The sequence below is a fragment of the Ensifer sp. PDNC004 genome, from assembly GCF_016919405.1.
Classification (GTDB): domain Bacteria; phylum Pseudomonadota; class Alphaproteobacteria; order Rhizobiales; family Rhizobiaceae; genus Ensifer.
In genome coordinates this window covers 355261-368774 of the sequence record NZ_CP070353.1, presented here as the reverse complement: position 1 = coordinate 368774, position 13514 = coordinate 355261, and the positions used below count along the sequence as shown (strand labels likewise).

Genomic DNA, 13514 nt, shown 5'->3' with positions numbered 1-13514 from the left:
TGAAAGTGCTGAGGCCACCCTTCGCGATGCCGTGTCGCCCTCAATCCACCGGATCCAGAATGTCCGGCGTATCGTTCTTCGGCGAGCCGACCTTGCTGCCGATCTTCCACATGGTCATCATTTCAGGCGGAAACGGCTTCATCAGGTCAGGCGCCTCCGGCTCGGGCGAGAGCCAGCGCTCGTAATCGTCGGGGTGGAGGATGACAGGCATGCGGTCGTGGATGTCGGCCATCAGCGCGTTGGCGTCGGTGGTGACGATAGCGAAGGTGCGGATGTCCTCGTCGGTTGCAGGGTTGCGCCAGCTCTCCCAGATGCCGGCAAGGCAGAAGGGTTCGCCCGTCTTCATCGCGATCGCATAGGGCTGCTTGTCCTTGCCGGTGCCGTGAATGTCCTTCCACTCGAAAAAGCCGTCGATCGGCACAAGGCAACGGCGGCGCTGATAGGACGAGCGGAATTTCGTCGCGATCGTGTCGGAGCGCACATTGACCAGCGGCCTGCCCGCCTTCGGGTCCTTCGTCCAGCTCGGGATCAGCCCCCAGCGCGCCGAAACGAAGACCGGGCCGAAGAGATCGGGATCGCGGATCACGTCGCGGATGATGATCGGATAGATCAGCGTCGGCGCACCGTTATAGCGCGGAAACTGGTTGGCGATCGTCTCGATGCTGCCACGCTCGGCAAAGCCAAAGGCGCGCAGCAGCCCCTCGAGATTGGTCTTCAGATAGACGCGTCCGCACATGGTGGCTCCTTCCGCCCGCGGCTGCATGCATAGCTATGGCTCCGCCGGAATGCGTCAACACCGTCACTTTGCAAGTACGGCATTTGCAAGCGCTACGGCATCTTCTCCACGTCGGGCAGCTTCCAGCTTTTCTCAAACAGCGGCTTTTCCGGCCCGTAGAGCCGGAAGAGCAGCTCGAATTTCCCCTTGGGATCGACCGGAACCCAATTGGCTTCCTTGCCGGCGGGCGCCTTGGCGCCGAAATAGACATCCACCGAGCCGTCGGCGTTTTTCGCGACACCCTTGCCGATCGAGGCGACGCTGGCCTTGTCCAGGTTGCGCACCAGCGCATGGGTCTCGCGGTCGTAAACCGTCACCGACCAGTATTGCTTGACCGGCGCATCCTTCGGCACGACGAGCTTGTAATTGGCCGCCCCGTCAAAGGCATTGCCGTCCTTGTCCTTGTTGGCCATCAGGTAGAACTGCGCCGTGCCGATGCGCTTGATGCCGGTAAAGCCGAGCGTGTAGGTCACGCCGCGGGCATCCACCGGATAGGCATCAGGATCGTCGTAGCCGCCCTGCGCCGCCTTCACCATGTCGGCCATCGCCGCCGGGAACCAGCGGATGCCCTCGTTGATGACCGGGAAGCCCTGGTCGTAGCGCTGCGACAGGATCGCATGCGCCTCGCGGGCGGATGCGTCGAAGATCGCCGTGGTCTCCGGCTTCGGCTGGTAGGGCTTGCCCTTCTCGATGCCGAGCGTCTTCAGCTGGTCGATCATCACCCGGTCGCGCTCGAGCCAGGGCTCGGTCTGCACGACGCGATTGAGGTTCTCGAAGAAGCTCGCATCATAGCGAATGGTGGCGTCGAACAGCACATCATAGGCATCGGTGAAAACCGTCGCCGGCGGGTTGTCGGTCACCGGCATCGGGTAGATCTTGATCTTCTTGCCATAGGCGACCGACTTTTCGACATCGGCCACATCGTGGCTCTTGAGGTTGGAGCGCAGCAGCGCAAAACCGGTGAAGGTATCGGAGCGCAGCGGAATGTAGCCCTCCGGCACCTCGCCCATATAATCAGGCGGCAGGATCAGGTACTTGCCGCCCTTGCCCTCGTCCGCCCCTTCGGGCCCCGCATCTTCGAGCGGCATCTGCCAGGCGTTGACGATGTTGCCGGCGATCGACCCGCCTTCGGCCGGCGGGATCTCGATGACGATGGGCCCGTCCTTCACGTTCCAGAACGACATGAAGTAGATCGAGTCCGGGTTGGGCGTCAGCGTCTGGTTCTTCCAGTTGACCGGCTTCGACCAGTAGACGATCTCGTTGACCTTGGCCTTCGTCGTCGAAAGCATCGCCTGCAGCATCAGGTCGGCATTGACCGCCGGCATCCCCCAGATGACCGCCTCCACCGCCCGACGCTCGATCGCGCGCTTTTCGAGGTTTTCGGGCGAAAGGTCCTGGGCTGCAAGGCTGATGGTTCCGGCAACGAGCGCAAGGGCCGTGAGCGAAACGCGGAGCATCTGTTTTCTCCTATTGCTGGTTGGCGCGCCGGGTCACTTGACCTCGACGAAATCCTCGAGCTTCCACGACTGGTCGAACCAGGGCGTCAGCGGGCCATAGAGCCGGAAGATGGTGAACCAGCTTTTGCCCGGGATCGTCTGGATCCAGTTCGGATTGTCGGCCGGCTTCGTCGGCGAGAAGATGATGTCGGTCGAGCCGTCGGCATTCTGCTTCAGGTTCTTTTCGCTGGAAAGGCTCGGAAACTGCTGGTCCGTCTGCAGCATGGAGCGTGTCTGGGTGTCGTAGACCACTACCGACCAGAAATCCTTGGCCGGCGCATTGGCGGGCACGTGCAGCCGGTAGGTCTTGGCGCCGTCGAAGGGCTTGCCGTACCTGTCGAAATTGGTCGCCGCATATTGCGAGCCGATGCCGGGCATGGCGACCGCCATCGCCGGCGTGTTGATCGTCGCGGCATAGAAGAACAGGGTGCGCGCATCGAAATTGCGCCCGCCGTCCTTCAGCCATTCGTAGCTGCCGCCGATGAAGGGCGTCGTCCATTTGCGGTCGGGATAGATCAGCACAGCCGGATCGCGCGGGCGGAAATCGATGGCGCGCGCCGTCGCGTTGCCGACGGCAACCGCATCGGTCAGGATCTTCTCCATGCGCCCATCGGGCTTGAAGGGCTTGCCCTTCTCCATGCCGATCGCCGTATAAATGCCGGTCATGTCGGGCCCGTAGGCGCCGGCCGGTTCCTCCTGGATGATCTGGTTGACCTCCTCGAAGAACTTCATGGTGTTGGCGTGAACCGTGTTCATCGCCTTGCCGGAGAGGTTGATGAAGGTGGTCTCCGGCGGCTGATCCTTCTTCTCATAGGGATAGACCCGCAGGTTCTTCTTCAGGCTCGCGACACCCGGCGCCGGATCGCCGTCCTTCATGAAGGCGCGGCCGAAGAGCAGGTTGCCGTAGGTCGGGCTTTCGAAGACGAAATAGCCCTCGGGCTTTTCGCCCTTCCAGCCCGGCGGCACGAAGAGATATTTGCCGCCCTTGCCCTTGTCGGGCCCGGCATTGCCGAGGTCGGTCACGTAGCGGAACCAGAAATCGTCGACGACGCCGAGAATGCCGGGCGGGCTTTCGACGACGACGGGGCCGTCCTTCAGGTCCATCCAGTTCCAGAAATAGACCGTCTCGGTGTTCGGCGTCAGGTAGAGCGATTTCGAATCCATCAGCGTTTCGAAGACGCCGATCGTGCTGTTGACCGCCCCCACTTCGCGAAGCCCGGTGCGGATCGCCACCATCGAGGCGCCGGGAATGCCATTGAGAAACGCTTCGATGCCGCGGCTGAAATCGAGCTGGTCCCAAACCTTGCTCGCCGTCTCCGCCGTCGGCACGCCGTCGTCGAAGGTCAGCGTGCCGATGCGCGTCTCGACGCTGCCCGGTGTCAGGATCTCCTCGGGTATGTCGGTCGTCATCTTGAAGCTGTCGGCAAGAGCCGGAGCCGCCAGCAAAACGGCGCTGCTGAGGAGGATGGCACGCAAGGCAAGGGTCATCTGTGTCTCCAACGATCAGGATCGGATCGGGCTGGGACAGCGCCCCAAACCCTCTGGCATCGGCCCGTTCCGCGGCGTTTCGGCCTGCCGGCGGCATCGTTCCAGCCTTGCCGGAGTAGACCCTTCGCGCCCCCGTGCCGGAAGTACGTAACAGTTACGTCGGGTGGCGAGCGCCGGTTGCAGCGGCAGCCACTTAAGGCCCCGGATCAACGCTCCGGTTTGGCCTCCTCCTCCGCCCCTTCGCTGAGCCCGGAACAGGCCATCCGGCAGGCGCGATCAGCAACGACTATCCCGCCCTCTCGCCCGCGCCCTTGGCGCGATACTTGACAATCCCCCCAAATAGGTAGATCGGTCTACCTAGAAATGTGGAGAAAGCCATGAGCGAGAAAGCACCGGCGCGCGAGCGCCTGCTGAAGGCGGCAGCGGAACTCTTCTATCGGGATGGAGTCAGTGCCACCGGCATCGATGCGATCACCGCCCATGCGGGCGTCGCCAAGATGAGCCTTTACAACAACTTCTCGTCCAAGACCGATCTGGTGAACGCCTATATCGAGGCGCGCCACCGGGAATGGCAGGACCTTTATCGTGAGCGCCTGGCCCATGCGGCAACGCCGAGAGACCGTGTATTGGCGATCTTCGACAGCTATGTCGACCACGCCGAAATGGCCTATTCCTGGGGTTTCCGCGGCTGCGGGCTCCTGAATGCCGCAGCCGAGCTTTCGGTCGGCGATCCCGCCCGCGACATCGTCGCCTCGCAGAAGGACGAGGTGGAAACGCTCTTCAAACAATATCTCGCCGAGATGAAGCCCGACGCGGGTGCCGCCATCGACGAGACGGCGGAGCACCTCTCCTTCCTGCTCGAAGGCGCCATGTCGCGCGCCGGGCTCGACGGTCATGACGCCCGGCTGAAGACCGCGCGCCGGATCGCCATCTCGATCATGGACCAGCTATGACCTCCCGAAATTCCGCTTCTCTCGTCGGCTTTGCCTGCGTACTCACCGCCTCCGCGCTCTGGGGCACGACCGGCACCACCGCCACCTTTGCCAGTGGTGTCAGCCCGCTCGGCATCGGCGCCGTCGCCATGGGCCTTGGCGGCCTGCTGCTCGCGCTGACGGCGCTGCGCTCGATCGTGAAAAGCAGGGCAAAGCTCACCGCGCAATGGCCGATGCTGTTGCTCGGCTCGCTGTCGGTCGCGATCTATCCGCTCGCCTTCTACTCCTCCATGCATCTGGCCGGTGTCGCCATCGGCACCGTCATTTCCATCGGCTCGGCGCCGCTCGCCGCCTCGCTGATCGAGCGTTTCTTCGACGGTCAGAAGCTGACCACCCGCTGGCTGCTGGGTGCTGCCGCCGGCCTTGCCGGCGCCGTGCTTCTGACCCTCTCGGAAAGCCACGGCAGCCGCGGTGCCGCCGACCCGACGGCTGTGCTCTACGGCATCCTGCTCGGCCTCGTCTCCGGCCTGCTTTATGCCCTCTATTCCTGGGTGGCACGGCGGCTGATGCAGGCGGGCATTCCACCGCGCGCCGCCATGGGCTCGATCTTCGGCGTCGGCGGCACCTTGCTGCTGCCGGTTCTCGCCGTCACCGGCGCGCCGCTGCTTGCCTCCACGACCAACATCGCCGTCGGCATCTACATGGCGCTGGTGCCGGTGCTGGTGGCCTACGTGCTCTTTGCCTATGGCCTCGCCCGCGTGTCGGCCACCATGGCGACCACCCTGTCGCTGCTCGAGCCGGTCATTGCCGCCGTCCTTGCCGTCGTCATCGTCGGCGAGCGCCTGCCGGCCGAGGGCTGGGCGGGCATCGGGCTCATCGTCGGCTCGCTCTTCATTCTCACCCTGCCGATACCGGGCCGCCGCCGCCGAACCAGGTCATCCGCCGCCGCGGTCGATGCGGCCCTTTCCACCCGCTGACGCCGGACCCTTGCCATGAGCGACGTCGCCGCGCTGCCCTCCCGCCGTCCAAACCGGGTGTGGGCGGTTTCGATCCTGATCCTGCTCGAGGCAGCACTTGTCATCTCCTGGAGCGCCGGTTTCGTCGGCATCCGCTTTGCCATCGATCATGCGCCGCTCTTCCTGATCCTTCTCTGGCGCAGCCTCGTCTCCGGCCTCATCCTCCTGCCCTTCGCCCTGACGATCGGGCCGAAGATCCGCATGAAGAACGCCGTACCGCAGATGCTCTTCGGCGCGCTTGCCATGTCCGGCTATCTCGCGGGCTTTGCGCTGGCGATCTCCCATGGCGTGCCGACCGGCCTGGTGGCGCTGATCACCGACATGCTGCCGCTTGCCGTCGCCATCCTCTCCTGGCCGGTCCTCGGCCAGGCCTTGACCGCCCGCCAGTGGCTCGGCTCCTTCATCGGCCTCACCGGTGTCCTGATCGCGTCCGGCTGGTCGCTCGATGTCGGCAACGTGCCGCTCTGGGCCTATGGCCTGCCGGTTCTCGGCACCCTGTCACTGGCGCTGGCGACACTGCTGCAGAAGCGTAGTGCGGCGGGCGCCATACCGGTGCATCAGAGCCTCTGCATCCAGTGCCTCTCGGCATCCGCCATCTTCGCGCTCCTTGCCTGGCACGAGGGCAGCGTGCTGCCGGTTCTCGATCCGGGCTTCGTCGGCGGCATTCTCTGGTTGGTCTTCATCGCCACTTTCGGCGCCTGGAGCCTCTATTATCTCGCGCTCAAAAAATCCTCGCCCGCCCGCGTCACCGCCATCCTTTATCTGAGCCCGCCCGTGACGATGATCTGGGCCTTTATCATGTTCGGCGAACCCCTCTCCTGGGCCATGGCCGCCGGCCTCGTCGTGTCGCTCGCCGGCATCGTCATCGTCGCACGGGGGCAGAGCCAAACGCACGTTTAGGAAAGCTATCCACTGACCGCTTGCATCTTGCGGTGGTGTCTGCGACAGCTTCGCTCCAGACCACTGGGAAGCAGCCATGAGTTTTTCCGAAGTCAAGCCACGTCACGTGCTCTGCCTGCTCGGCGGAGACCGCCCCTTCTCCGAACTTCGCGAGGTGATCCAGTCGGCGATCGAGAGTTTCGCGCCGGGCTTCGAGATCGACGACACCTTTTCCGAGGACGCGCCTGACGATCGCATGTCGATGTCCTTCGAGGTCTGCCGGGATCGCGTCCACAAGGGTGCCTGGAGCGAAGCGGACGAAGAGGCCGTCGACGACCATCGCTCGGTCATCTATGTGCTCGGCCCGCCGATGACGGCAGAGGATGCCGTCAAACATTCAGCCATCGCACTTCGGCTGGTCGCCCACACCCTCGATAACGGCATCGTCGCCGCCAAGGGCGAGAGCGCCGGCGTCGCGCACGGCGTTGAGAGATGGAAAGCGCTGGCCCAGGACGCGGAAGGCCAGACGGGCGCTGCGCTTGCCCGCCCCTGCCGCCTCGCCTTTGCCAAGCGGCCGATCGGCACGGACGAACATCTCTACAGCGTCGGCTTCCACCTGGTCGGCATACCCGAAGTCTACGCGCCGAAGACCCTCTCCGACGACGAACTGGCCCTGAGCGCGTTGATCGACACCGTTGCCGACGAGGTCGTCACCGACGGCGTCGATCAGGTGCTCAAGCGCCGCGGCGCCAGATTGCTGCCCGTCGACGCCTACGGCGAGGACGAGTTCAAATACAATCCCTACGGCGCCATCCATCTCTAGTCAGGACGGCGGACCACCCCCTGTGTCACAGAGATTCAGCAGCGCTGCGTCCGCGGTGCGAAAGAGCCCTTCAGCCCAAGTCCTTGGGCTGGCTGGATTCACGTGACAGGCACAGGAATGAGGGCTGCGGAGATGGCTTGCACACCCCGTGACTTGCAATAGCGAGCCACCGCCCACCACGCCCCTTGCATCACACCTCGATTCGTAATAATTGAAGTTACATGAAAAAAGACAGCCGCCTTTCTTCCGTCCTGCACGCGCTCCTGCACATGGCCGAGCGCGGCGAACCCTTGACCTCGGACGAGCTTGCCATGTGCATGCGCACCAATCCGGTCGTTGTCCGCCGCACCATGGGCTTCCTGCGCGATGCCGGCATCGTTTCCTCCGCCCGCGGCCATGCCGGCGGCTGGGCGATCACCGCCGATCTCAAGACCGTGACGCTTCGGCAATTGCACGAAACGCTCGGCGAGCCTGCGATCTTTGCCATCGGCAACCGGCAGGAAATGCCGGAATGCCTTGTCGAGCAGGCGGTCAACGCTGCGCTCGACACCGCCTTTGCCGAGGCCGAAGCGCTGCTGCTCGAGCGTTTCGCCCAGGTAACCCTTGCCGACCTCGCCGAGGACTTTGCGCGGCGGCACCGGCTCCGATCGCAATGAAAGCAGCCGGTCGATCCGTCCTGACGTGATCGATCCCGATACATCCTTCCGCCCCGGAACCGCGTAAGCGGTTTTCGGCCGGAACCCTATTGCCCAAAGCTCGGGTCGACACACTGGTTGAAGAAACCGGTGGGCTCGCCCGCGCCCAACCGAAAGGACTATCCCCATGCAACAGGACGTCATCATCATCGGCGGCAGCTATGCCGGCATGGCCGCCGCCCTTCAGCTTCTGCGCGCCCGCCGCCGCGTGACGATCATCGACGAGGGCATTCGCCGCAACCGCTTCGCCAGCCACTCCCACGGCTTTCTCGGCCAGGACGGCATCGACCCCGGCGAGATTGCCGCGACCGCGCGCAAACAATTGCTCGCCTACCCCACACTCACGTGGATCGACGGCCGCGCCGTGACCGCAAGCGGCAAGATCGACGGTTTCGTCGTCACCACAGCCGATGGCGCATCCTTCGAAGGCAGGCGCCTGCTCTTTGCCACCGGCGTCAAGGATGGCCTGCCTGACATCGAAGGGCTGACGGAACGCTGGGGCAAGAGCGCCTTCCATTGCCCCTATTGCCACGGCTACGAGCTGAACGAGGGTGAAATCGCAGTCATCGCCGCAAGCCCGATGTCGATCCACCAGGCCCAGCTCATCCCCGAATGGGGCAAGGTCACCTTCTTCACCAACGGTGCGATCACGCTCGACGCCGAAGGCCGTGCCGACCTCATCCGGCGCGGCGTCACCATCGACGAAACCACGGTCGCACGGCTCGAAGGCCATGCCGACGTGGTACTGACGGATGGCCGACGCCTGCCCTTCGCAGGCCTCTTCGTCGCCACCCGCACCACGCCCGCAAGCGACATCGCCGAACGCTTCGGCTGCGAGATCGAGGAGACCCCGATGGGCCTGCAGATCCGGGCGACGGCCGCCAAGGAAACCACCGTTCCCGGCGCCTATGCCTGCGGCGACGTCGGCCGCGTTCCCCATTCCGTCTCGCTCGCCGTCGGCGACGGCGCCTGGGCCGGCGCGCAACTGCACCGCTCGCTGGTGTTCGGTTAAGCCACCGGCACTGGCCGGCGCCACGCAGTGGCCTGACGGGAACCGAACGGACGCAACCGCTTTGCACCGTTCGGCTCCCGGCCTTGCCAAATCGTCGGCGTCCGTGCTTCGCTCCGTCCCAAACCGAGTTGGAGCCCGCACCAATGCCCCTTGCCCTCACCTGCTTCCAGGGTCGCGCCGGCGATCACAACGACCTCGGCATTCCCGGCGCGAAGTCCGTTGCCGCCCATCTCGCCCGAAAGCTCGGCCTCGAAACCGTCACGATCGGTGAACCGGAACCGGCGCTGAACGGCCACTGGACGGTCGAGCTCGAAGCGGCGATGCCGACGCTCCGGCGCATGCGTGATCGGTTCGAAACGATCTACGCCGACGGATCGGTCTCGCTGGCCGCGACCAGCCGTTGCGCCGTCTCGTTGGCAACGCTGCCTTCCGTCACCAGGCACCACGGCGATGCGGTCGTCGTCTGGTTCGATGCCCATGGCGACCTGAACACGCCCGAGGCCAGCAGCACCGGCTATCTCGGCGGGCTGGCGTTGTCGGGGCCCTGCGGCCTCTGGCAGTCCGGCCTCGGTGATGGGCTCGCAATCGAAAATATCGTGCTCGTCGGCCAGCGCGACCTCGATCCTTTCGAAGCCGAACTGATCGCGGCGAAGCGCATCCCGCATATCCGCCCCGGCGCCGACCTGCCGCAAAGGCTGACGGAGGCCGTCGCCGGCCGGCCGGTCTACATTCACCTCGACTGCGACGTGCTGAACCCCGGTATCGTGCCCACCGACTACCAGCACAAGGACGGCCTGTCGCTCGATGACCTGCACGCGGCCTGCGTGGTTCTTGCCAAGAGCAAGGTCGTCGGGCTGGAGATCGCCGAGTTTCAGGATGTCTGGGAGGACGGCGGCGAGCCGGTATCACCCGAACCGCTCATCGAAGCGCTGGACCCGCTCTTGCAGAAGCTGCACCGCTGACCCGACCAGAGATTGGCGGCCTGCTGCCTGACCGCAGGGCGCCCGGTCGGCGTTGATCCATCGACATTACCCCGCATTGCACGCAACCGGTTTGGGCGTAGCATGGATATCCCGCTCGCCTTCGGTATCGGCTGCCATGAAGCTCGGTTCGATCCTTCTCGCCTGCGCCTGCCTGGTCTGCCGAAGCGCCTCCGCCGAGCCGCTCCCGGTCGATCTCGAACTGGTGCTCGCCGTCGACGTCTCCTATTCCATGGAGCTCGACGAGCAGCGCCTGCAGCGGCAGGGTTATGTCGCCGCCTTTCTGGAGCCCGCCCTCATCGAGGCGATCGAGAACGGCCCATTCGGCCGCATCGCCGTCACCTATGTCGAATGGGGCGGCTCGGCGGTGCAGGTCACGCCCTGGACGCTGATCGACGGGCGCGGCACTGCCGCGCAATATTCCGAGCTGCTGCGGCGCCAGCCGATCCGGCGCATCGCCTTCACCTCGATCTCCAACGCGCTGGCCTTCACCCGGCGGCTGTTCGATTACAGCCCTTTCCAGGGCAGCCGCCGCGTCATCGACATCTCCGGCGATGGTCCCAACAACTCCGGTGTGCCCGCCCCCGTCGCCCGCAACTCCACCGTCGCCCGCGGCATCACCATCGACGGCCTGCCGATCATGCTGAAGACCCACGCCGCCCGGGACTCTGCCGCAATCCCCGACCTCGACGCCTATTACCGCGAATGCGTGATCGGCGGCGACGGCGCCTTTCTCGTCAAGGTGGAGGATAGCGGCGAGTTCGCCCGCGCCATCCTGCGCAAGCTGGTCACAGAAATCTCCGGCCTGGAGATAAGCCGCCTGTCGCCCGCCGTCGTGCGCCCCGCCCGGTTCGGCGAGGGCTACAATTGCTTCATCGGCGAGGAGATGCAGGAGCGGATGATCGGGCGTTAGCGCAAGTCTGCCGCCTATCCACAGGCAATAGCCAACACGCCGTTGACTCCAGTTAGGCACCTTATTATCTGTCACCTTATGACAATGCTGGAACAAAAACACCGGGCCCTGCTGCAGGAAGCCAAGCGTCGGGCAGTCGCCGAAACCGGCAACATGCGCGCCTGCTTCGAACTGCTCGCGCTCACAGGCGCGATCGACCGGGACTGCGCCGCAAGACTGGCACCCCACCGGCTTTCGGAAGGCAAGTTCGTTATTCTCTTCCTGCTCAACGATCAACCCGAGGGCCTGTCGCCGCACGAACTTGCCGATCGCGCCGGCGTGACGCGCGCCACCATCACCGGACTCATCGACGGGCTGGAGCGCGACGGCTTCGTCGAGCGCCGCTCGGGCCTTAATGACCGCAGGAAGATCGCGGTCGTGCTCACCGAAACCGGCCGCAAGACTGCCGGCGATCTGCTCGGTGAACACAGCGCCTGGATCGCTTCGCTCTTTGCCGGCTTCAGTGCCGATGAACACCAGACGTTCCACACGCTGCTTCAGCGCATCTGGTGCAATCTCGAGGCCGGCGCCAAGCGCAGGAACACGCCGGAAACACAGGCGTGAGCGGGAGCAGGACCAAGGAACGCGGCGTCAGCGGCATTGGTGCCGAGCGCCTGGCGCAGCTGAACGCCGGAGCGGAAGCGACGACCCTGACCGAATGTCTGGCTGTCGATTTTGCGGCGCTGATGGAGAGCATCATTCCCGGCATCGGCTGCGATGCCCTGGCCGAAATGAAAGCAGCCGGCCCGGCCGGCATCTCCCGGCGCATGCCGCTTGCGGCAAGGCTGATCGCGGATCGCCTCGGCCCCTCCGCCTTGGAGACGCTCGCGCATCATTCCTCGGACACGGCGCGTGGCTGGGCCTGTTTCATGGTCGCGGCCGCGGCTGACATGTCCCTCGCCGAGCGGCTGACCGCGATCCGCCCGCTCGCTGACGACAGCCATTTCGGTGTGCGCGAATGGGCCTGGATCGCCGTTCGCCCGCATCTCGCGGCAAATCTGGATCAGGCGATCGCCTTGCTTGCGGCCGGCTGGACGCCGGATCCATCCGAACGCATCCGCCGGTTCGCCTCGGAATCCATCCGCCCGCGCGGCGTCTGGTGCGCCCATATCCAAGAGCTCAAGAAGGAGCCCGAACGCGCGCTGCCCGTGCTCGAACCGTTGCGTGCCGATCCCTCGCCTTATGTGCAGGATTCAGTCGGCAACTGGCTGAATGATGCCGCCAAGGATCGGCCGGAGTGGGTCCAGGCGCTCTGCGCGCGCTGGCCCGCCGAAAGCGCGGGGCCTGCAACAGCCCGCATCTGCCGCCGCGCGCTTCGGTCCATCGCCACGAAATCCAGTTCCGGAAACGCTTGAGAGCGCCCGGAACTGCATAACCTCAGACTGACAACAAGAAAGCAGACCATGCCTCACTACCTGACCGAACTTTACAGCGCCAAGCCGGCTTGGCTCGCCCTTCCCCGCCAGGGGCGCCAGCAGTTCCTGGCCGCGATCGGCTCCGCCATGCCGGGCCTGTCGGCGCTCGGCGTCGAGCTCATCACCTTCGGCAAGGTCGACCAATCGAAGCTGCATGCGGCATCGCAGACCTTTTTCGCCGTCTGGCGCTGCCCGGATGCGACCGCACTCGAAGCCCTCGTCGTCGGCATCGCCCAGTCCGGCTGGCACGAATATTTCGACACGATCAATGCCGCCGGCCGCGGCACCGACCTCGCCGGCCACCTCGCCGAACTCGGCGCCGCCGCTTGAGGCAATTACGGTAAAAATCCGACACGATCTCCCGTTCGCTACACCCAGGTTCTCCAACCTGCCACCTAAGCGCACGGGGGATCGCCAAAACACCTGGGTCCGCCTGATGCTGCGGGCCGGCAACAAAATTTCACGAACAACATTTGCGCCAATATCGATGCGCCGGATGGCGAGGCGGCGCTGATCCACGCGGCACTGGCGATGGCCTATCCGGTCGACCAATTCAGCGATTGCGTCTGTACGGAAGTCGCGTAGGGAAGGCTCGGCGGTCGGCTCTTGCCGGCCATTTCAGATCACGACCGGCTTAAGGGGCTGTAGAACACGATCTCCGGATCGTTCTCGTCGAGATTGTCGATATAGCCGCTGGGCCGGAACCCGGCCTTGACCAAGAGGTCCTGCATCGGGTGGTTCGACATGTTGGTCGAACTGAAGAGCTTCGTGCCTGACGACATCGACTGGAAATGCGCAATCAGTGCGGCCCCCAGACCACGCCGGCGCCAGGACGCGCCGACCATCAGCATCTCGATAAAGGCGTGGCCGAAGAAGTGCCGGGTCAGCACGCCATAGGCGGCGACCTCGCCATCGATCTCGATGAGATGGCAGCAGCCCGTCTCGATCCAGCGGGCGATATCGGCGCGTCGCTGCGGGTCTTCCGCCGCGATCGTGTCGATCGCGCAGAGCGCCGGATGGTCGTGGCCGACCGCCAACCGAATTCGCATGG

Annotated in this window: 15 protein-coding genes; 11 read left to right on the top strand and 4 right to left on the bottom strand. The window is 64.8% G+C overall.

Annotated elements, in window-relative coordinates:
• Positions 1–40 precede the first annotated feature (40 nt).
• The 3 genes from JVX98_RS09685 to JVX98_RS09675 form a co-directional block, all read right to left on the bottom strand.
• Entirely contained in the window at positions 41–736 is a 696-nt protein-coding gene (locus tag JVX98_RS09685; RefSeq protein WP_192446596.1) for an SOS response-associated peptidase, read from the bottom strand.
• A 92-nt stretch (positions 737–828) separates the two neighbouring features.
• Positions 829–2232, bottom strand: coding sequence for a DUF1254 domain-containing protein (locus tag JVX98_RS09680; protein WP_205238442.1), 1404 nt, complete (start codon positions 2230–2232; stop codon positions 829–831).
• A 33-nt stretch (positions 2233–2265) separates the two neighbouring features.
• Positions 2266–3759, bottom strand: coding sequence for a DUF1254 domain-containing protein (locus JVX98_RS09675; protein ID WP_192446598.1), 1494 nt, complete (start codon positions 3757–3759; stop codon positions 2266–2268).
• A 377-nt stretch (positions 3760–4136) separates the two neighbouring features.
• Here JVX98_RS09675 and JVX98_RS09670 point away from each other — a divergent pair, with 377 nt between their 5' ends.
• From JVX98_RS09670 to JVX98_RS09620, 11 genes are all read left to right on the top strand, one after another.
• A complete protein-coding gene (locus JVX98_RS09670) occupies positions 4137–4712 on the top strand; it encodes a TetR/AcrR family transcriptional regulator (RefSeq protein WP_205238441.1) in 576 nt (191 codons plus the stop codon).
• The gene (locus JVX98_RS09665; RefSeq protein WP_192446600.1) at positions 4709–5668 is read left to right on the top strand and encodes a DMT family transporter; all 960 of its coding nucleotides are present in this window, start codon (positions 4709–4711) and stop codon (positions 5666–5668) included. The genes JVX98_RS09670 and JVX98_RS09665 overlap by 4 nt, the downstream gene beginning before the upstream one ends.
• A 15-nt stretch (positions 5669–5683) precedes the next feature.
• A complete protein-coding gene (locus tag JVX98_RS09660; RefSeq protein WP_205238440.1) occupies positions 5684–6607 on the top strand; it encodes a DMT family transporter in 924 nt (307 codons plus the stop codon).
• Positions 6608–6683: 76 nt separating this feature from the next.
• Positions 6684–7409 (top strand): hypothetical protein, encoded by a 726-nt coding sequence (locus JVX98_RS09655; protein ID WP_205238439.1) that lies wholly within the window; start codon positions 6684–6686, stop codon positions 7407–7409.
• Between the two features lie 221 nt (positions 7410–7630).
• Entirely contained in the window at positions 7631–8065 is a 435-nt protein-coding gene (locus JVX98_RS09650) for an Rrf2 family transcriptional regulator (RefSeq protein WP_205238438.1), read from the top strand.
• Between the two features lie 166 nt (positions 8066–8231).
• A complete protein-coding gene (locus tag JVX98_RS09645) occupies positions 8232–9116 on the top strand; it encodes an NAD(P)/FAD-dependent oxidoreductase (protein WP_205238437.1) in 885 nt (294 codons plus the stop codon).
• 143 nt (positions 9117–9259) lie between these two features.
• Positions 9260–10078: an arginase family protein gene (locus tag JVX98_RS09640; protein WP_205238436.1), complete on the top strand. Its 819-nt coding sequence runs from the start codon at positions 9260–9262 to the stop codon at positions 10076–10078.
• Positions 10079–10214: 136 nt separating this feature from the next.
• Complete coding sequence (locus JVX98_RS09635) at positions 10215–11009, top strand: DUF1194 domain-containing protein (RefSeq protein WP_205238435.1); 795 nt, start codon at positions 10215–10217, stop codon at positions 11007–11009.
• Positions 11010–11087: 78 nt separating this feature from the next.
• Positions 11088–11612, top strand: coding sequence for a MarR family winged helix-turn-helix transcriptional regulator (locus JVX98_RS09630; protein ID WP_205238434.1), 525 nt, complete (start codon positions 11088–11090; stop codon positions 11610–11612).
• Positions 11609–12403: a DNA alkylation repair protein gene (locus JVX98_RS09625; RefSeq protein WP_205238433.1), complete on the top strand. Its 795-nt coding sequence runs from the start codon at positions 11609–11611 to the stop codon at positions 12401–12403. The genes JVX98_RS09630 and JVX98_RS09625 overlap by 4 nt, the downstream gene beginning before the upstream one ends.
• A 48-nt stretch (positions 12404–12451) precedes the next feature.
• On the top strand, positions 12452–12793 hold the full coding sequence (locus tag JVX98_RS09620) for a DUF6616 family protein (RefSeq protein ID WP_192446608.1): 342 nt from the start codon (positions 12452–12454) through the stop codon (positions 12791–12793).
• Between the two features lie 293 nt (positions 12794–13086).
• Here the strand turns inward: JVX98_RS09620 and JVX98_RS09615 are convergent, their stop codons facing one another.
• Positions 13087–13512 carry a GNAT family N-acetyltransferase gene (locus JVX98_RS09615; RefSeq protein ID WP_192446609.1) on the bottom strand — a complete coding sequence of 142 codons (426 nt, stop codon included), beginning with the start codon at positions 13510–13512 and terminating at the stop codon, positions 13087–13089.
• Positions 13513–13514: the final 2 nt, after the last annotated feature.